Source organism: Candidatus Poriferisodalis sp., from assembly GCF_965214215.1.
Classification (GTDB): Bacteria; Actinomycetota; Acidimicrobiia; order Acidimicrobiales; family Poriferisodalaceae; genus Poriferisodalis.
Genome location: NZ_CBDCBD010000002.1, coordinates 170,964 through 188,471, shown reverse-complemented (window position 1 = coordinate 188,471; position 17,508 = coordinate 170,964). Strand labels below are relative to the sequence as shown.

The 17,508-nt window shown below is 66.0% G+C and carries 18 protein-coding genes and 3 tRNA genes; 12 read left to right on the top strand and 9 right to left on the bottom strand.

The genetic code is table 11. The annotated features are described in order from the left end of the window. The first annotated feature begins 170 nt into the window (after positions 1 to 170). Positions 171 to 1,157, top strand: coding sequence for an NADPH:quinone oxidoreductase family protein (locus tag ACOOF5_RS01135; RefSeq protein ID WP_420435755.1), 987 nt, complete (start codon positions 171 to 173; stop codon positions 1,155 to 1,157). A 21-nt stretch (positions 1,158 to 1,178) separates the two neighbouring features. Here the strand turns inward: ACOOF5_RS01135 and ACOOF5_RS01130 are convergent, their stop codons facing one another. After that, positions 1,179 to 2,930, bottom strand: coding sequence for an AMP-binding protein (locus ACOOF5_RS01130; RefSeq protein WP_420435753.1), 1,752 nt, complete (start codon positions 2,928 to 2,930; stop codon positions 1,179 to 1,181). 197 nt (positions 2,931 to 3,127) lie between these two features. Here ACOOF5_RS01130 and ald point away from each other — a divergent pair, with 197 nt between their 5' ends. The 3 genes from ald (at position 3,128) to ACOOF5_RS01115 (ending at position 6,513) form a co-directional block, all read left to right on the top strand. After that, a complete protein-coding gene (gene ald, locus ACOOF5_RS01125) occupies positions 3,128 to 4,240 on the top strand; it encodes an alanine dehydrogenase (protein WP_420435751.1) in 1,113 nt (370 codons plus the stop codon). Between the two features lie 225 nt (positions 4,241 to 4,465). Then, positions 4,466 to 5,557, top strand: a complete 1,092-nt coding sequence (locus ACOOF5_RS01120; protein ID WP_420435749.1) for a DNA cytosine methyltransferase — start codon at positions 4,466 to 4,468, stop codon at positions 5,555 to 5,557. Positions 5,558 to 5,589: 32 nt separating this feature from the next. Next, positions 5,590 to 6,513 carry a NaeI family type II restriction endonuclease gene (locus ACOOF5_RS01115; RefSeq protein ID WP_420435747.1) on the top strand — a complete coding sequence of 308 codons (924 nt, stop codon included), beginning with the start codon at positions 5,590 to 5,592 and terminating at the stop codon, positions 6,511 to 6,513. On the opposite strand, the gene ACOOF5_RS01110 is transcribed toward ACOOF5_RS01115, so the two are convergent. The 3 genes from ACOOF5_RS01110 to ACOOF5_RS01100 all read right to left on the bottom strand — a co-directional run bounded on the left by ACOOF5_RS01110 (position 6,510) and on the right by ACOOF5_RS01100 (position 7,533). Continuing rightward, on the bottom strand, positions 6,510 to 6,614 hold the full coding sequence (locus tag ACOOF5_RS01110; RefSeq protein WP_420436301.1) for a type II toxin-antitoxin system HicA family toxin: 105 nt from the start codon (positions 6,612 to 6,614) through the stop codon (positions 6,510 to 6,512). The two genes, ACOOF5_RS01115 and ACOOF5_RS01110, sit on opposite strands and share 4 nt — an antisense overlap. A 48-nt stretch (positions 6,615 to 6,662) precedes the next feature. Then, positions 6,663 to 6,872, bottom strand: coding sequence for a type II toxin-antitoxin system HicB family antitoxin (locus ACOOF5_RS01105; protein WP_420436299.1), 210 nt, complete (start codon positions 6,870 to 6,872; stop codon positions 6,663 to 6,665). Positions 6,873 to 7,125: 253 nt separating this feature from the next. Further along, on the bottom strand, positions 7,126 to 7,533 hold the full coding sequence (locus tag ACOOF5_RS01100) for a very short patch repair endonuclease (RefSeq protein ID WP_420435745.1): 408 nt from the start codon (positions 7,531 to 7,533) through the stop codon (positions 7,126 to 7,128). Between the two features lie 193 nt (positions 7,534 to 7,726). Between ACOOF5_RS01100 and ACOOF5_RS01095 the strand changes: the two genes are divergently transcribed. Further along, positions 7,727 to 8,977, top strand: coding sequence for an amino acid ABC transporter substrate-binding protein (locus ACOOF5_RS01095; RefSeq protein ID WP_420435743.1), 1,251 nt, complete (start codon positions 7,727 to 7,729; stop codon positions 8,975 to 8,977). Here the strand turns inward: ACOOF5_RS01095 and ACOOF5_RS01090 are convergent. Next, positions 8,974 to 9,543, bottom strand: coding sequence for a peroxidase-related enzyme (locus ACOOF5_RS01090; protein ID WP_420435741.1), 570 nt, complete (start codon positions 9,541 to 9,543; stop codon positions 8,974 to 8,976). The two genes, ACOOF5_RS01095 and ACOOF5_RS01090, sit on opposite strands and share 4 nt — an antisense overlap. Positions 9,544 to 9,618: 75 nt before the next feature. Between ACOOF5_RS01090 and ACOOF5_RS01085 the strand changes: the two genes are divergently transcribed. Then, positions 9,619 to 10,179, top strand: a complete 561-nt coding sequence (locus ACOOF5_RS01085) for a carboxymuconolactone decarboxylase family protein (RefSeq protein WP_420435739.1) — start codon at positions 9,619 to 9,621, stop codon at positions 10,177 to 10,179. Here the strand turns inward: ACOOF5_RS01085 and ACOOF5_RS01080 are convergent. From ACOOF5_RS01080 to ACOOF5_RS01070, 3 genes are all read right to left on the bottom strand, one after another. Then, positions 10,154 to 10,699, bottom strand: a complete 546-nt coding sequence (locus ACOOF5_RS01080) for a beta-class carbonic anhydrase (protein ID WP_420435737.1) — start codon at positions 10,697 to 10,699, stop codon at positions 10,154 to 10,156. The genes ACOOF5_RS01085 and ACOOF5_RS01080 overlap by 26 nt on opposite strands. 50 nt (positions 10,700 to 10,749) lie before the next feature. Further along, positions 10,750 to 10,823 (bottom strand) — tRNA-Lys (locus ACOOF5_RS01075). Between the two features lie 56 nt (positions 10,824 to 10,879). Then, positions 10,880 to 10,955, bottom strand: a tRNA-His gene (locus ACOOF5_RS01070). Between the two features lie 119 nt (positions 10,956 to 11,074). Here ACOOF5_RS01070 and ACOOF5_RS01065 point away from each other — a divergent pair. The 3 genes from ACOOF5_RS01065 to ACOOF5_RS01055 all read left to right on the top strand — a co-directional run bounded on the left by ACOOF5_RS01065 (position 11,075) and on the right by ACOOF5_RS01055 (position 13,025). Then, positions 11,075 to 11,593, top strand: coding sequence for a glycine/sarcosine/betaine reductase selenoprotein B family protein (locus ACOOF5_RS01065; protein ID WP_420435735.1), 519 nt, complete (start codon positions 11,075 to 11,077; stop codon positions 11,591 to 11,593). 69 nt (positions 11,594 to 11,662) lie between these two features. Next, a complete protein-coding gene (locus ACOOF5_RS01060) occupies positions 11,663 to 12,079 on the top strand; it encodes a hypothetical protein (protein ID WP_420435733.1) in 417 nt (138 codons plus the stop codon). 7 nt (positions 12,080 to 12,086) lie between these two features. Continuing rightward, positions 12,087 to 13,025, top strand: coding sequence for an NUDIX hydrolase (locus tag ACOOF5_RS01055; protein ID WP_420435731.1), 939 nt, complete (start codon positions 12,087 to 12,089; stop codon positions 13,023 to 13,025). 42 nt (positions 13,026 to 13,067) lie between these two features. Here ACOOF5_RS01055 and ACOOF5_RS01050 read toward each other — a convergent pair whose 3' ends face one another. Continuing rightward, positions 13,068 to 13,541 carry a cupin domain-containing protein gene (locus ACOOF5_RS01050; protein ID WP_420435729.1) on the bottom strand — a complete coding sequence of 158 codons (474 nt, stop codon included), beginning with the start codon at positions 13,539 to 13,541 and terminating at the stop codon, positions 13,068 to 13,070. Positions 13,542 to 13,677: 136 nt separating this feature from the next. Between ACOOF5_RS01050 and ACOOF5_RS01045 the strand changes: the two genes are divergently transcribed. From ACOOF5_RS01045 to ACOOF5_RS01035, 3 genes are all read left to right on the top strand, one after another. Next, positions 13,678 to 13,751 (top strand) — tRNA-Arg (locus ACOOF5_RS01045). A gap of 70 nt (positions 13,752 to 13,821) precedes the next feature. Next, positions 13,822 to 14,490, top strand: coding sequence for a GTP cyclohydrolase I FolE (folE, locus tag ACOOF5_RS01040; protein WP_420435727.1), 669 nt, complete (start codon positions 13,822 to 13,824; stop codon positions 14,488 to 14,490). Positions 14,491 to 14,554: 64 nt separating this feature from the next. Continuing rightward, positions 14,555 to 17,467, top strand: a complete 2,913-nt coding sequence (locus ACOOF5_RS01035; protein ID WP_420435725.1) for an ATP-dependent DNA helicase UvrD2 — start codon at positions 14,555 to 14,557, stop codon at positions 17,465 to 17,467. Positions 17,468 to 17,508 lie beyond the last annotated feature (41 nt).

The window sequence follows — 17,508 nt, the reverse complement described above, 5'->3', positions numbered from 1 at the left end:
GCGTCTGACTTGGGTCGCGCGAGGGTGAGCTACGCAGCGGCCGTTCGCAACCTTGAGGGAGATCGGGCACGGCTTGGACGGCCGGCTCAGCCGGTGACGGCCGTGGCTTGCGGCGTGACCGTCAGGTCTCCGAAGCGAGTCGTGACAGTGCGTTGCTACGGTTCCGCCTCATGAAAGCGTGGCGATTGAACGAGTTGGGTTACCCGTGGGACGTGCTGGAGCTGGGCGAATTCCCATCGCCTGAGCCGGGGCGGGGTCAAGCACGGATCACCGTCGAGGCCACCGACCTGAACTTCGCAGACATCCTCCACTGTCAGGGTACGTATCAGGAACGGTGGGACCCGCCGTTCACGCCCGGCATGGGGGCGTGCGGCACCGTGCAAGCGGTCGGCCCTGAGTGCGATCTTGCCGTCGGCGACCGGGTCATCGGCTCGGGCACCGCGGGCTGGGGCGGGTATGCCAGCGAAGCGCTCATCAGGGGCTCGACCGCCCGGCGCATCCCTGACGACGTCTCGATTCCGGCGGCGTGCGCGGCAAACGTCATCTATGGGACGGCGTGGTTCTCGCTGTATCGGCGCGGGCAGATGCAGGCAGGCGAGATGGTGCTGGTTCTGGCGGCCGCCGGCGGCGTCGGCTCGGCCGCGGTGCAGATGGCCAAGGCGGCGGGCTGTACGGTGATCGCTGCGGCGGGCGGTCCTGCGAAAGTGGAGATCTGCCGCCAGCTGGGCGCCAATGTCGTCATCGACTACGACAACGACGACCTGTACCAGTCCGTCCAGGACGCCACTGGCGGCCGCGGTTGCGACATCGTCTATGACCCGGTTGGGGGCAAGTACTTCGACGTTGCCCGGCGGCTGGTGGCGTGGGAAGGCCGGCTGCTGGTGGTGGGTTTCGCCAGCGGCACCATCCCGCAGGCGCCGATGAATCATCTGCTGGTGAAGAACTACTCCGTGGTGGGCGTGCACATGGGCGGCTACCGGGGGCGCATGGACGAGGTGCTCGAGGAGTGCTACGCCGAGCTGTGGCCCCAGGTTGCTGACGGCCGGCTCGACCCGCTCGTCAGCCAGGAGCTACCGCTCGATGGTTTGATTGACGGCCTGCAAGCGCTGCACCAGCGCAAGACGACCGGCCGGGTGCTGCTTCGGCCTGACCTGTAGACGGCTGCGAAGGCGGCCCCGTCAACCCCGGGCCACGATGTAGCCGATCGACTCCCGGTCCCATAGATCCCCGGTGACGCCGGCGTCCCGGATGGCCTGCTTGCGGATCTTGCCGGAGGCGGTCTTGTCGAGTTCAGGGACGAATTGCAGGTAGCGCGGCACGCTGTGACGGGGCATGCGCGGCACACACCAGTCCAGAAATTCGACCGGGTCGGGCGGCGAGCCGTCCAATGCCACAACGGCGAGCACCTCGTCCTCGCCGCCGGCGCCTTCCACCCGTAGACCCACGACTGCGCTCTCGATCACGCCGTCGTAGCCGTTGATGACGGTCTCGACCTCATAGCTGGAGATGTTCTCGCCGCGGCGGCGGATGCGGTCGTTCAGCCGGTCCACGAAATGCAACCGGCCGGCAGGGTCGATCCGGCCCGCATCGCCGGTGTGGAACCAGAGGTTGCGCCACGCTTCCACGGTCTTGGCGGTCATCTGGTGGTAGCCGACGTTGAAGCAGAATGGCACCTTGGGCCGAACCAGGATCTCGCCGATCTCGTCTGGTGAGAGCGGCAGATCGGTCGCCGGGTCGGCCACGATCACCTCGAAGTACTCATCCAGCGGCGGGCCGGCGCAGCCAGACATGACGGCATCCGCCGGATCGGTGTAGGCGACCATGTTGACCTCGGTCATCCCGTACCCCTGCACGATGCGCACACCAAATCGCTGCTCGAAGGCCGCCGCCCACTCGGCGGCGACGGGGAGTGCGATGACAGCCCGCAAGCGATGTGCCCGGTCCCGGTCGGTGGGGGGACTGCGCCAGATGAACTCGGGCATGACCCCCAGCGCGTTCGTCAGCGTGATGCCCTGATCGATGACGGTGTCGAGCCACTGTCCCACGCCGAACCGCTTGGTGACATATGCCGACGCGCCGCCGTGCAGCGCTGCATAGATCTGCATGAACAGGCCGTTCGCGTGGAACAGCGGCATGCAGCAGAAGAAGCGGTCGTCGGGTGTGATCTCCAGGCGTTGCGCTGCGGTGAGGCCGAACAGGTAGCAATGCGCCTGTGGCATCAGCACGCCCTTGGCGGGGCCGGTGGTGCCCGAGGTGTACATGATCGTGCAGACATCACTGGGCTCGGCCTCGAGCACGGCGTCGTCTCTCGGCTCAGTGCCCAAGAGTTGCTCGAGCGGTAGCACGGTGGTGCCCGCAAGTGCGCTGTCTGTCGAGACGCCACCGGTGACTCCACCGGAGGGGTGAGCGTCCTCGTCGTTCACTAGCAGCGTGGTCTCAATGCGCCAGTCCGGTTCGGGCGCCGCTCGTGCCGCCATACCTGCCGCTGCCTCATCGGTGGTGCTAGTCGGAGCAGCTACATCGTCGAATCGGCTGAGCAATCCCCGGTCCACGGCCACGATCCGAGGCTCAGAGTTGCGTACTTGGTGTTCCAGGAAGGCACCGCGCAGGTCGGTGTTGACGGGCACGAAGATGGCTCGCCGCTTGTGGGTGGCGATCATCAGCAGCATGAACTCGGCGCTGTTGGTGAGCAGGCCCAACAGGCGATCTCCTGGCTGCAGGCCGATGTCAGCCAGGGCAGCGGCGAGCCGATCGGTCAGCTCGTCGAACTCGGCGAACGTGACTGTTCGGCCGTCTTCGAATGCGAGAAACTCTCGGTTGCCATGGGTGTCTGCTGCGTGCCGAACGAGCGCCGGCAAGGTCCAGCCGTGGGTGCTGGCGCTGTCAGCGTCGGGGATTTCGGTGTTGGTCCCGTGGTCACCGGCGCCCATCGGCAGAATCGTAGACTTCGCCCGGGCTTCGTGGCCCGAATGGGGTGCGCCGGTTCAACGGGCGCATGGGGAATTGGGCGCCTGGGATGGAGGTGACCGGATGTTGATCGGATTGCCTCGTGAGCCTCACGCGCGTGAGCGAAGCTTCGGGCACCAGGCGCTTCGGGCAAAGGCCTGCGCGGCGGGAGGATGATCTTGTGCTGATCGGATTGCCGAGTGAGCTCAAGGCGGGTGAGCAGCGTGTCGGGCTGACGCCGCACGCGGTGCGTGAGCTGGTGTTGCACGACCATCAGGTGTTGGTGGAGTCCGGCGCTGGTGCGGGTATTCGTGTGCCCGATGCCGAATATGAGGCTGCAGGTGCGCTCATCGGCCGTTGCGACGAGGTGTGGGAGATGGCCGATCTGGTTGTCAAGGTGAAAGAACCGCAAGCCTCTGAGCGCAAGATGCTCAGCGAGGGCCAGATTCTGTTCGCCTACCTGCACCTCGCTCCGGACCCCGACCAGACATCCGAACTGGTGGACTCGGGCGCGGCCTGCGTCGCCTATGAGACGGTGACCGACTCACGCGGCGGCTTGCCGCTGCTGGCCCCGATGTCCCGGGTAGCCGGCCGGCTCGCCGTGCAAGCGGGCGCTTGGGCCCTCGAGACTGCTCATGGCGGCATCGGTCTGCTGATCGGCGGCGTGCCGGGCGTTCCGCCGGCTCGTGTCGTGATCGTCGGCGGGGGAGTGGTCGGCGAGAACGCGGCCGAGATCGCCATAGGCATGGGCGCCGATGTGCGAGTGCTCGACATCGACCCGGCGGCTCTGGATCATCTCGAGCAGCGCTTCGGTGCGTCGGTTGTCACCGTGACGTCCACCCGGGCGACGGTCGAGACCGAAGTGCTGAACGCCGACCTGGTGATCGGTGCCGTGCTCGTGACCGGCGCCCGAGCCCCCAAGCTGGTGACCGCTGACATGATCTGCCAGATGCGACCCGGGTCGGTGGTGGTGGACGTGGCCATCGATCAAGGCGGTTGTTTCGAGACGTCGAAGCCGACCACCCATGCCGAGCCGACCTTCGTGGTGGACGGCGTCGTGCACTACTGCGTAGCGAACATGCCCGGTGCCGTGCCGGTCACCTCAACCCGGGCGCTCAGCGATGCCACCCTGCCCAGGGTGCTGGCCATCGCCGAGAACGGCCTCGACGCCCTGCGCACCGACCCCCACCTGCGAGCAGGCCTCAACGTCTACAAGGGCCACGTCACCGAGCCCCACGTAGCTGCCGCCCTCGACCTCCCCTACACCGACCCCCTCACCGCCCTCGGCCTCTGATTCGCTGGGTCGGAAGCGGCCAGCCGTACGACGAGGAGGCGCTGCGCGTGGGCCGAAGGGCAGCCGCTCGGGCCGTGATCAGCGTGTTGCTGGCTTACGACCGACTGGCGAAGGAGCTGAAAGACTGACGGCATCTCTGTGGGAGGTCTCAGCGTGTCACACCCGTGTCCCACTATCCCCGAATCAAGAATTGGCGCTTTGTAGCGTCGGTGATGAGGAGGGCTGGTGTCCGGAACGCAACGACGCGTGCTACGAACGATTGACTTGTTTGCTGGAGCTGGTGGGCTCACGCTCGGGTTTGAGATGTCCGGGCGGGAAGATGGCCCGGCGAGGTATGAGACCGTGCTCGCTGTCGAACACGACGCGGCGGCGGCGCGCACCTACAAAACCAATTTCGGCGTAACGGTCTTCGACGGCGACATCGAGGCATTCGATCTGGCCGCCTACCCGAGGGCCGATGTCATTCTGGCTGGCCCGCCTTGTCAAGGGTTTTCACCACTTGGTCGTGATCGCGACGATGCGTCTCGGGCTGAGCTGAATGGGCTCTGGGAGCACTGCCTGGAGGCGATCGCGGTTGTGCGGCCCTTGGCGTTCGTGATCGAGAACGTGCCCCAGTTCCAGAAATCAGCGGAGTTCGAGGAGTTGCTTCGCCGCCTGGAGTCGAACTCCTTCCTGCGGCTCTACGGACTCGGGTACGGGGTGCTCAACGCAGCTGACTATGGAGTTCCCCAGACGCGCCGTCGAGGCATCCTCGTGGGCCTACTCGGACAGAACGTCGAATGGCCCCCACCGGCTAGCCACGGTGCAGTCATTCATGGTCAGCCACCAGTCCAGACCGTGCGCGACGCCATCGGCGATCTGCCCAGAACCCCCACGACGGACCAGCCGACGATGCGCGGCGATCTGCAAGACCTTCACATCAAGCGCAACCCACGCCCGACCTCCCTTGAGCGCTACCGAGTGATCCCCGAAGGTGGCAACCGGTTCGATCTCCAGCGCGAGCGCCCAGACCTGACGCCGCCTTGCTGGGCGAACAAGCCCACGGGAACCACAGACGTCATGGGCCGCTTGTGGTGGGATCGGCCAGCCCAGACGATCCGGACCGAGTTCTACAAGCCCGAGAAGGGCCGATACCTCCACCCCAAGGCTGATCGCCCAATCACACATCGTGAGGCGGCGCGACTTCAGAGCTTCCCGGACACCTTCATCTTCGAAGGCACCAAGATTGAGATCGCGCGTCAGATCGGGAACGCAGTCCCGCCACTGATGGCACGCGCAATCGCCTTGCACGTCCTTAAGGCCCTCCAACCGAGTTGACGTCGTCCGGTAGCTGTCGCTAGACCCGCGGTGTGGAGCGAGGCGCGGATGGCGAGAACGACCCGGACGAAGAGTTGACTGCGGTAGCTGTTTCGCTACGTGGCGTTGACCCCGGCGGAAGTCGCACGGCGAGCGTGCTCCGACAGACGCTCGACCAACTCTACGACGGTGTGCGCACGGGCCGGTACCGCTGGGATCAGTTGCAAAAGACCGAGAAGACCCACTGCGGGACCTTGGTAGAGATCAACATGCAACGCGAATTTGGATTCAAGGACGGCAAGAAGCTGGACTTCAACATCGCTGGATTCGAAGTCGACTGCAAGTACTCCCAAGATGACGGCCGGTGGATGATCCCGCCGGAGGCGCACGGCGAAATCTGCATGGTGCTTTGGGCCAACGACAATGAGTCGGCTTGGAAGATGGGGGTCGTCCGGGCACTCCCGCAGCTGCTCAGCGGTGGCATGAATCGAGACTCCAAGACGACTCTGAACGCCGCGGGGCGTGAAGCGGTTTGTTGGATCTTCCGCCACGGAAGACTGGCTGAGAACACGCTGCTCCACCTTCCAGAGGACACCGTGGATCAGATCATGGGCAGCAACTCCGGTGCTGAGCGAGTACGGCGGCTGTTTCTCTTGGTCCAACAGCGGCCGATCCGCCGGGAGATCGTTGCCACCGTGGCGCAGCAGGTCGACTACATGAAGCGCGTTCGGGACAATGGTGGCGCCCGGGGAACGCTCAAGCCGGAAGGCATCATCATCCCGGGGCACTACAGCACGCATCAGGCCATTGCTGCGGCATTGAATGTGCCCGTGCCGGGCAAGGGCGAATTCGTCAGCGTCCGCGTTTGCCCGGCGCAGCCAGGTGATGCGCACGTAGCGGAAATTGACGGTTCGCTGTGGCGGGTCGCCGCAGACGATGATTCCGTGGTGCCAGCTCCGATGCTGCCGAAGCGTTAGCTCTCAGCGGAACGATTGGTCGTCGACCGCCCGTCCGAATGGCGGAATCGCTTGTGCGAGCCCCGCTGGCGGATCACTTCGAATCCGAGTGATGTCAGCACCGCGGCGACCCCTCGTGACTTGAGGATCGGCACCGATGGCACAAGGCTTCAGGCCACTTGGACGACCTGCGTGCCGACGAACTCGCCCGCCATTGCCGGGGTGCCGTCCTCGAGGATCATCGCGATGACTTCCTTGAGGTTGTCGTTGAGCTCTTCAAGAGTTTCGCCTTGAGAGTGTGCACCCGCGAATCCCGGGACGTAACCGACAAAGAACCCAGTGTCGGGGCAACGCTCGACTACGGCAGTGAAGTTCCGCATCGGCACGACCTCGACCTCGCTCTCAAACAGCGATTGTAGGCGTCCCTGCGTATCGCATCGGATCAGTCGCAACCGGAACCAGCGAGGCGACTCACTCTTCTGTGCAAGTTTCACGCATCGTCGGCTACCAATTCTGCACAGTTGCCAATACAAGTTTCACACGTTGTCGGCTACCAATTCTGCACAGTCATCGGTGCCGCTCTTGCACCCAAGTCCTGACACGTTTGGCGCTGAACGACGAGAAGCCGCTACCTCAGCACTCGGGGCGCGAGAGCTTCGCAAGGTCGCGGGCGCGCTGGCGGATGAGCTGTTCGATCTGGTCGGCGGCCTCGTCGGGCGGTTCGTGTTCCCAGATGCGCACTGGGGTCCAGCCAGCGGCCTCGAGGCGGGCGGCGGTGTCGGCGTCGCGGGCTCTGTTGCGGGCGATCTTGGTCTCCCAGTACTCGGCGTTGCGGCGGGGTTTGGTGCCGTGGTCGGGACAGCCATGCCAGAAGCAGCCGTCCACGAAGATCGCCACCCGCAGGCGGGGGAACACGACATCGGCCTCCCGGCGCATCTCCGGCAACGGCCGACGGTGCACGAAGTAGCGCAGGCCACGTCGGTGCAGCGCTGAGCGGATCAGCCGTTCGGGCCCCGTATCGCGGGACCGTTGCTTCGACATGCGCTCCGAGGCGGGACCCGGCAGCGCTTTCGGCTCCACCCGGCCGGTTCTACCAGTCTGATGCGAGAGCAGGAAGTGCGCGCCAGTGCAGCCCGACCGGCAGGACGGACCGAGCGTGCCGTGCCGCAGTTGTGCTCATACGCTGCCGACCGGCTCTTGGGCGGCAGCCTTGCCGCAGATCGGAGGCCCCGACATGACTCGATCTCCCTTCCGCACGTCGTGGCGGCGCCGGGCGCAATCAGCAGCAGCACTGGCGGCGGCTGTGCTGCTGGCGGCGGCATGCACCGGAGGCGATGCCGATAGCGGCACCGCAGATGACGACTTCGCCGGCACCGTCCGTATCGGAGTGGCGCTGAGCGAAACAGGCCGGTTCGCCGCGGAGGGCAAGGCCGTACGTCAGGGCTACGAGACCTGGCTGCGCTTGGTGAACGTCGAGCAGGCAGGGATCCGCGTCGGCGACGACCGCTACCGGGCCGAGATCGTCTATCGCGACGATGAGTCCGACCCCGACCGGGTGGCCGCACTGATCGAGCAGCTCATCGACTCCGAAGAAGTGGACTTCCTGCTCGGTCCATATTCGAGCACGCTGACCGAACCGGCCAGCGCTGTGGCTGAGGACCGTGACGTAATCATGGTGGAAGGCAACGGCGCGTCCGACGGTCTGTTCGAACGAGGCTTCCGCAACCTGTTCTACGTCGGTGTCGTCGCATCGGACTACACACGGTCGAGCATCGAACTGCTCGCAGCACGCGGTGCGCGCACCGCGGTGGTGGCGCATGAAGACACCCCGTTTGCCACCTCGGTCGCGCAGGGCGCGCAGCGTCACCTTGAGGCCAACGGCATCGAGGTGATGGCGGTGAAGCGCTATCCCGTCGGCGTCGACAATGTCGACGACTTGATGACCGAGCTTGCAGCGCTCGGACCGGACATCTTCGTGGGCGGGGGCCACTACGACGACGCCGTGTTGTTCCTGCGCTCAGCTCAAGAGCTCGGCTTCCAGCCCGAGGCCATGCTCATCACCGTTGGTCCCGCCAACCCGCAACTGATCTCCGATATCGGCAGCGGCGCCGATGGGGTGCTCGGACCCACCACGTGGGAGCGCGTGATGACCTACGAGGGGCCAAGTTTCGGCTCGGCGTCTGCCTACGCCGACCGTTACGAGGGCCTGTGGGATGAACCGCCGACCTACCAGGCGGCGGGGTCAACGGCTGCCGCCCTCGCACTGCAGTTCGCCATCGAAGCTGCCGGCAGCCTTGATACCGATGCTGTGCGAACTGCGCTGCGAGATCTCGATATCGAGACTTTCTACGGCCCGATCCACTTCGACGAGCGCGGCGTCAACGTTGCCAAGCCGATGGGGACCGTTCAGGTGCAGGAAGGCCAGATTGTTGTCGTTGCGCCCGTCGCAGCGGCTGAGGGCGCACTCATTTACCCGGCCCGCTAACGGCCCATGGTGAAGAACTCGTTGTTGGGGCGCATCGACGTCAGGTGGGCCATCCGGTTCGACAGGGCGAATAGCCCCGTGATGGCTCCGATGTCCCAGATGTCGTCGTCGCTGAAGCCGTGGGCCCGAAGCTCGTCGTGGTCGCTGGATGATGCCGACCACGGCTCCCTGCACATTTTCAGGGCGAAATCGATCATCGCCCGTTGCCGGTCCGTGAGATCGGCCTTGGACGGGTCGACCGCGAGCTGATCGGCCAGCAGTGGGTCCTTGGCGCGGATGCGCAGGATCGCACCGTGTGCCACGACGCAGTAGAGGCAGTTGTTGGCGCCGCTGGTGGCCACCACGATCATCTCTCGCTCCGCTTTGGAGAGCCCGCTCGGACCCTCCATGAGTGCGTCGTGGTACGCCATGAACGCCCGCATCTCGTCGGGCCGGTGCGCCAGCGCGAGGAACACGTTGGGCACGAATCCGGTCTTGGACTGGATGAGTTCGATGCGTTGTCGCAAGTCGTCGGGCATGTCCGCAATTTCGGGCACGGGAAAGGTCGAGATGGCTGGCTCGGTCATGCCCGCAGCCTAAGGAGGCGCAACGGGCGGGCTGCCCTCCTACATTTGCGGTGCTGACGAAGGGATGTGCTGACGATGCACCTGACACGACCGACCTCACCTCGCCTCAAGCCGATCCCCAAGGTGGCCGAGCGGGCCCGCGAGGCGATGGAGAACTCGTTTGCCAATGCCGTCAACGTCATTGCGACCCTTGCGCACAGCCGGTCGATCTCGAAGGCGTTCGGAGAGTTCGCCCAAGCGATCCTGTACAAGGGCGACCTGTCCCGGCGTGACGTTGAGATCGCGGTGCTTCGCATGGGCTGGAACTGCCAGTCCGTGTACGAGTTCGGCCAGCACACGCTGATGGCCCTGGCCGAGGTCATGACCGAAGAGGAGATCTACCTCGTGACCCGGCCAATCTCCGAGGGGAACTGGACACCGGCTGAGGCGGCCCTTCTGCAGGTGGTGGATGACCTGTACTCCGACGACTGCGTCTCCGATGCCACGTGGGCCGAGGCCACATCGCACTTCAGCAATGCCGAGATGGTGCACCTCATCGCCGCTTCGGGCTGCTACCGGATGGTGAGCGGGCTGCTCAACAGCACCGGCGTGGAACGCGACGAAGGCGTTCCTAGCTGGCCGACGGCACTTCGTTGAGCAGGCCGGTGTCGACGTCGTAGATGAAGCCGCGCACAGCCGTGTCGTGCTCGATAAACGGCGAGGCTCGCAATGTTGCGATGGCGGCCTGCACGTCCTCGGCGGGGTCGGCGAAGGAACCGATCGGCCAGCGGGGCCGCTCGCCGAAACGGTCTTCCATCTCCTTGGCGAACGCGGCGGCGTCGAGACCGCACATGCCACAGCCGGTGTGATGCACCACCAAGACTTCCCGGGTGCCGAGCAGTTGCTGGGAGATGCACAGCGAGCGGATCACGTCGTCGGTGATGACTCCGCCTGCGTTGCGCATGACATGCGCTTCGCCGACGCCGAGCCCCAGCTCGGCCAGCGGGTCGATGCGGGCATCCATGCAGGTCACGATTGCGACGTGACGGCTGGGCGCAGCCGCCATGCCCGGGGTCTTGACGGCGTCGGCCACCCGCCGATTGCGCTCGACCAGCTCATCGGCCGATGTGCGGTACTCCGACGGGTTCAGCTCTGCGTGTGCGTCTCGTTGGCCCATCGGGCAAACCTCGCCTGTGCACCAGCCGGTGTTCTTCGGCAGTCCAGTTGTACGCCCCCTGGGACTTGAACCCAGAACCTGCGGATTAAGAGTCCGTTGCTCTGCCAAATTGAGCTAGAGGCGCGTGGTGCCCCGCAAGGCTAACGACAGCCCCGCGACACTTGTGGTGGGCAGGGGTGCGGCGGATCGAGGGGAATCGAACCCCCGGCCTCCAGTGCCACAAACTGGCGCTCTAACCGACTGAGCTACGACCCGCACGGGGTGGTCAAGGATGCCACGGGTCGCACCGCCTCGCTACCGGATTTCGCGGCGGCGTGATCGGACACAAGGCGGCGACCTCTGACAGGTACGGGCGCGACGGCGTACCGTGGGAGCGTGAGCACGCAGACATCGCACGCCGCAGCCGCCCGCAAGCCGCCCGTGGAGTACATCCCCCGCATCACCGCCCAGTACATCGGACTGGGCTACGGCGAGTACCGCTGGGTGCACAGCGAGACGCCGCCGCCGTGGACGCCGCTGACCAAGCCGCTCTCTGAGTGCCGAGTCGGCCTCATCGCCACCGGCGGCGTCTATGTCGCCGGTCAGACGGCCTTCCACTACCGCGACGACACGACCTATCGGGCGATCCCTACCGATGTCGACACGTCACAGCTGCGGGCCACGCACTTCGCCTACGACCTGACCGATGCCCGCTCGGACATCAATTGCGTGTTCCCGATCGAGGCCTTGCGCACAATGCGCGACAGCGGCGAGATCGGCGAGCTGGGCCCGAATGCGTACACGCTCATGGGCGGCATCTACAGCACCCGCCGGGTGCATGAGGAGCTGATCCCGGAATTGGCGAAGCGCTGCGTGACAGACGAGCTCGACGTAGTGCTGCTCGTGCCGGTTTGACCTGTCTGCCATCAGACCGGGGGTCTGATTGCGAGGGCCATCGAGGCCGAAGGAATCCCGACACTGACGATGTCGAGCGCACGCGACATCACCCGGGCGGCCTGGCCGCCCCGCTCGGCGTACCTGGACTATCCGCTCGGGCGCACCGCAGGCAAGCCGCACGAGCCAGAGCTCAACCTGCAGATTCTGCGAGACACGTTCGCAGCCTTCGAGAGCCTCGGCGTGCCCGGCTCGATGGCGCACCTGCCCTACCGCTGGTCGGACTCCGACCGTTGGAAGGACGGGGTGTTCGCGCCCGCCACCAAAGCAGCAGACCTGCCGCAGAGCGCTGTCCCGACCGGCAAGGCAGCCGGGAAGGACACCTACGAGGACGACCGGGTTGCGCGTCACCCGACGCCGCAATACCAGACCGAAGAGGACGCAGCAGCCGCCCGGGCGAGCCACGACGGCGAAGAGTGCCTCGTTTGCGCCGGCATCGACTACTGATCTGCAAGTGAACGAACAGCCTGAGCGTCGCGCCTCGGTCGGCGCCAAGTCGCCCGGGTCTGGGGGCGACTACGACCCCGAGGCTGTGCCGGTTCGCGACGCGGCCACCGTCATGATCCTGTCGGGCGACGACGATCCCCACGTGCTCATGCTGAAGCGCAACGCACGGTCGATCTTCGTGGGCGACATGTGGGTGTATCCCGGCGGCGCAGTGGATCCCGAAGACGCCACCGAGGTGGCCGACGAGACCGTGTCGGGTCTGACCGACGACGAGGCCTCGTTCAGCATCGGCATCGAGCGCGGCGGTATCGCCTTTTGGGTGGCGGCGCTGCGGGAGACGTTCGAGGAGGCTGGCATCCTGCTCGCTCATCACGACCATCCGGTCGGCGTGGACGACCCCAGGGACCTGCCGTCGGGCATCATCGACCTCTCGCCGCCCGATGTGGCCGAACGGTTCTCGCAGTACCGCGACGAGGTCAATGCTGGTGAGCGCGACTTCATCGAGACGGTGCGCAGCGAAGACCTGTTGCTCGACGGCAACAACGTCTACTTCATCGGCCGCTGGGTGACACCCATGGGATCACCCCGTCGCTACGACACACGCTTCTTCTTGACAGCAATGCCAGACGGCCAGGTGCCGTTGCCCGACCACGACGAGGCTGTCGAGCATCAATGGGTGCGCCCCGCCGATGCGATCCGGCGCAACGAAATCGGCGACATGGTGATGATGACGCCCACCATCGGGATGCTGCACCGGCTCGCAAGGTTCGAGACCATCGATGAAGCAGTTGCTGCGGCTGGACGAGGAACCCCAGCCGACGATGAGCACGTGCGGATCCGCTACGACAACGAGGGCCCGCATCGGATCGCCTTCCCCGGCGACCCGGACTACGACGACGCCGACGGCCGCACCGAGACCGGCATCCTGCGCTGGCCCACGAACTAGTCCAGCGCTCTCGTTCAGGGGCTCCGAAGGCTGGCGTCAGTGTCAACTCGCGAGTTCGCGGGCCTGCTCTATGAACGACTCGATGGTGTTCTCGGCCAGGATGTTGCGGTCGGCGTCAAGCACCTCGAACATTCGCCCTGTGGGCTCATGCATCGAGAACAGCACCAGCGAGCCCTCGGGGCCGCCGCGCTCCATGTGCACGTCGCCGTCGGGGCCGCTGCAGTAGGTGCCGGCTGGGCGGACATCGTGGTGCACCTCGTTGCCGTCCCCATCGATGTCGATGACGTGATGCTCGCCCTCGAGGACCAGCGAGGTCGTCGTCGCCACGTGGCGGTGGAAGTGGCAGTAGGCATCTGGTGCCCATCGAATCAGCAAGTCCAGCCGTCCGGCGTCCGCCTCGTGGCCGAGCACGGCGATGTCGTAGTCGATCGGATAGTCGAACCGCGGGCTGCCTTCGTGGTGGATCCACAGAAGGTCGTTGGTGTCGAAGCGGAAGCCTGGATTTGTCGCCGTCACGTTCAGTCTCCTTTGAGGGTCGGAGCCGTGCGAATTCCGGACTCGCGAATGTAGCGACGAGGTCGTTGTCGTGTTGCTGAACCCTTGGAGCCGGGCCCGTTCGGTGGCAGGATGGCTGCGGGTCCTCGTGGCCAGAGCCCCCGTGGCGCAACTGGACAGCGCAGCGGGCTTCTATCCCGCCGGTTGCAGGTTCGAGTCCTGCCGGGGGCGCTTGGTGCGGCCAGTGTGCAAGATAGGAAATGGCGATGGGGTCGCCGGTGAACGCGGGTAGGTTCAGCGGATGCCGCAGGGCTCAGTTTCTGGCACGGATACTGCTTCGGCGTCCAAACTCGCAGGTGGGGTGACGTCGATCGCAGAGACGAATGGCGCTGTTACCGACGAGCCGGTGGATACCGACCGGATCGAGCGGGCGGTCCGGGAGATCCTGGTAGCGATCGGCGAGGACCCCGACCGAGACGGCCTGAGCAAGACGCCCAAGCGAGTCGCCCGCATGTACGCGGAAGTGTTCGCTGGCCTGCAGGAGGACCCCGAACACCACCTCCAGGTGCAGTTCGAGACTGGCCACGACGAGATGGTCATGGTGCGTGACATTCCCTTCTACTCGATGTGCGAGCACCATCTCATGCCGTTCGTCGGTCGGGCCCACGTCGCCTACATCCCCGGCGAGCGGGGCATGATCACCGGGCTGTCGAAGCTGGCGCGTCTAGTGGAGGCGTACGCGCGCAGGCCGCAGGTGCAAGAACGGCTCACCACCCAGGTCGCCGACAAGCTGATGGAAGTGCTGGAGCCGCGGGGCACATTGGTGGTTGTCGAAGCCGAGCACCAGTGCATGTCGATGCGGGGCGTGCAGAAGCCGGGATCGCTGACCATCACCTCGGCGGTGCGTGGCCAGTTCCGCAACACCGCGACCCGTGCGGAGGCAATGCACCTGATCGGCATCGGCCGCTAACGCGTCCACCGGTGCACAGCGAATTGCTCAGCACTACGTGGACGCCCAGTGCCCCCGAGACGCCGTGACGCCTGCCACGGCTGCGGCTGCGGCTGCATTCGCGGGGCCGCCCCAGTTGGGCCGCAGCGTGCTGGTGCGCCCAGGTGACCGCCCGCCCGATCCATGGCTGGACTGCGAACACGTCACGGTGAGGACGGGCGATTTCAGCGCCGAGGTCGGTATTCGGCTGCGCGAAGCCTGGCGCACACGCACCCGCCTGGTCATCGAGCTTGACGGTGAGTTGCCCGATCTGGCGCCTGTGTGGCACGCGCCGTGGTGGGAGCTCACGCCCGGCCTCACCATGCGTTCTGAGGTGCTTGCACACCTGCTGACGGCGAATTGCGTGGATGCTCGGGCCCCTCAGCGACCACGTTTGGCGCCCGTCTCCGCGGCGCTGAAGCTGGGCGCGCAGCCCTGCGACGACGCTGCGGCCGGAGATGTGATCACCGACGCCGGTGCGGTGTGGTGTGACGGTGGGCCGCTCGACGCATTCGATCTCGACACAATGGCGCTGGCTTCAGCCGTCGTACCCGCTGCGAATCTCGCTGTCGGCAGTTTGAGAGGCGCTCGGCGTGGAACTCCGCAGGCCGACCTCGCATCCGATCAGCGCGCAGCAGTCGGCCACCTCGGGGGAGCGGCCTGCATCGTGGCGCCCGCGGGCTCAGGCAAGACACGCGTGCTCACTGAACGTGCTCGCTACTTGGTACGCGATGTCGGCATCGCCCCAGGCGCGGTGTGTCTGGTGGCCTTCAACGTGCGTGCCCGCCGCGAGATGCAAGAACGCACCGCGGACCTTCCGGGCATCGAAGTTCGCACGCTGAACAGCCTCGCACTCGCGATCTGCAATGGCAGCGGTCCGTTCGCTCGTCCCTCTCGGCATGGCCGCATCGAGGTGATCGACGAGATGGGGGTGCGCGACCGGCTCGACGGTCTGATCAAGCGTCGACGGCGGGCGATGACCGACCAACTCGCGCCGTGGCTGGAGGCGCTCGGCGCATCTCGATTGGGTTTGCGTGATCCGGCCGATGTCGAGTTTGACTTCCAACCCGACGTTCCCGACTTCGCATCGGTGGCGCCGAGATTCGTCGAAGATTTGGCGGCAGACGGATTGGTCGACTTCGACCAGCAGATCATCCGAGCGATCGAGATCTTGCTGGCTGACCCGCAGGCTCGTGCCGCTGCACGCCGAGCTTCCGGTGTGCTGCTGGTAGACGAGTTTCAGGACTTGACGCCGGCACACCTGCTGATGATCCGGTTGCTCGCCGGCCCGCGGGCCGATGTATTCGCCGTCGGCGACGACGACCAGACGATCTACGGCTACGCGGGCGCGTCGCCCCAGTGGCTCATCGACTTCGACAAGTACTTCCCCGGGGCGGCACGCCATCACCTGAACGTGAACTACCGCTGCCCGCCGCCCGTCATCGACGCCGCCATCAAGCTGCTGTCGCACAATCGCCGTCGGATCGACAAGCAGGTCACTGCGCCCCAATCAGACTCAGAGGCCCAGCGGGCCGCTGCGGCGGCGGCCTCAGTCGCCGGACCGGGCGACAGGCGTGGCCCCGGCGACGATCCGACGAATGGGACTGTCGCCGCCAAGGTTGGGCAGGAGGCGGCTGCGGCACTTCGCGACACCGTGGCCGCGCTGACGGACGGTGGCGTCCGTCCTTCCGATATTGCCGTGCTGACGAGGGTCAACAGCACTTTGCTGGTGCCGCAGATCGTGCTCGGCGACATGGGCGTGGCGGCTGATGCGCCACTGGGCCGGGGGTTCTTGGAGCGCACCGGTGTCGCGGGCGCGCTGGCGTGGCTCAAGCTGGCTGTCGCGCCCCGTCAGGCACTGCCGAATGGTGCGTTGTCGGATGCAGCGCGCCGGCCGCCACGCGGAATTTCGCCCCGGGTGATCGAATGGATCGGCGAGCAGCGCAGCATCGGCGCTCTGCGGGCGCTGGCGGGCCGTCTCAGCGACGAACGCGCAGCAACAAAGATCGACGAGTTCGCCGACGACATCGACATGCTGCGTCAGCGGACCGCGAATGAGCAGCTCGCCACGCAAGCCATTCTTGAGATCGTTCGAGATGAGCTGGGCTTGGGCTTCAGCCTCGACACGCGCCTAGATGCATCGCGTCGCGCAGTGGACAGGTCTGCCCACGGCGACGACCTGCGGGCGCTGATTTCGGTGGCCCATCTGCACCCCGACCCGGCGGGTTTTGCCGGATGGTTGACCGACCGCCTGTCAGGGTTCGGCGCTGCGGACACCGTCGGCTTCGGCAATGACGAGGCCCGCCCGCAACGCAACGGCGGCCCGGCGACGACGGCCCGGCGATCAGGGGTGCGGCTGGCAACGGTGCACAAGTTCAAGGGGCTCGAATGGCCCCACGTCATCGTCTATGAGGCGTCGGCCGGGTTGATGCCGCACCGGTTGGCCCCCGATGTCGAGGAGGAGCGCCGGGTCTTTCACGTGGCGCTGACGCGCTGTTCCGAATCGGTGACCTTCATCAGCGACGACTTGCCGTCCCCATTTCTGGCGGAGCTGAGCGAACTGGCGCCGCCGATGCCAGAAGTGCCCGCATCGGCGCAGACCACCGAGCCCGTGCGAGGAACGCAACGAGGCACCGGTTCCTCTGGCCCTGCCGACTCAGGCGGCACACCGGCCTTGCCGGGCACCGACGCACGCCCGGCGACCCGTCGTTCGAAGCCCGAACCCCCAACCGATCCGCATGATGCGGCGCTGTTCGAGGCCCTGCGTGCTTGGCGCCTTGAGCGAAGCCGGGCCGACGCAGTACCGGCATTCGTCGTCTTCGGCGATGCGGTCCTGATTGCTCTGGCCACACAGCGTCCCCGCAACGAGGTCGAGCTGTTGGCCGTTTCGGGCATCGGGCCGGCCAAGCTCGACTCCTACGGCGCCGAGGTGCTGTCGGTCATCGCCGAACACGCCTGACGGTGCCGTGCCCGCGTCGCCGAGATTGGATCGGAGCTTGG

What these genes read in the sequence shown, in the direction of transcription:
- ACOOF5_RS01090 (WP_420435741.1), bottom strand. Translation starts at nt 9,543, where the DNA reads ATGACCGAGCCAGCCATCTCGACCTTTCCCGTGCCCGAAATTGCGGAC.
- ACOOF5_RS01100 (WP_420435745.1), bottom strand. Translation starts at nt 7,533, where the DNA reads ATGTCGAAGCAACGGTCCCGCGATACGGGGCCCGAACGGCTGATCCGC.
- ACOOF5_RS01085 (WP_420435739.1), top strand. Translation starts at nt 9,619, where the DNA reads ATGCACCTGACACGACCGACCTCACCTCGCCTCAAGCCGATCCCCAAG.
- ACOOF5_RS01080 (WP_420435737.1), bottom strand. Translation starts at nt 10,699, where the DNA reads ATGGGCCAACGAGACGCACACGCAGAGCTGAACCCGTCGGAGTACCGC.
- ACOOF5_RS01105 (WP_420436299.1), bottom strand. Translation starts at nt 6,872, where the DNA reads ATGCGGAACTTCACTGCCGTAGTCGAGCGTTGCCCCGACACTGGGTTC.
- ACOOF5_RS01135 (WP_420435755.1), top strand. Translation starts at nt 171, where the DNA reads ATGAAAGCGTGGCGATTGAACGAGTTGGGTTACCCGTGGGACGTGCTG.
- ACOOF5_RS01095 (WP_420435743.1), top strand. Translation starts at nt 7,727, where the DNA reads ATGACTCGATCTCCCTTCCGCACGTCGTGGCGGCGCCGGGCGCAATCA.
- folE (WP_420435727.1), top strand. Translation starts at nt 13,822, where the DNA reads ATGCCGCAGGGCTCAGTTTCTGGCACGGATACTGCTTCGGCGTCCAAA.
- ACOOF5_RS01130 (WP_420435753.1), bottom strand. Translation starts at nt 2,930, where the DNA reads ATGGGCGCCGGTGACCACGGGACCAACACCGAAATCCCCGACGCTGAC.
- ACOOF5_RS01060 (WP_420435733.1), top strand. Translation starts at nt 11,663, where the DNA reads ATGTCGAGCGCACGCGACATCACCCGGGCGGCCTGGCCGCCCCGCTCG.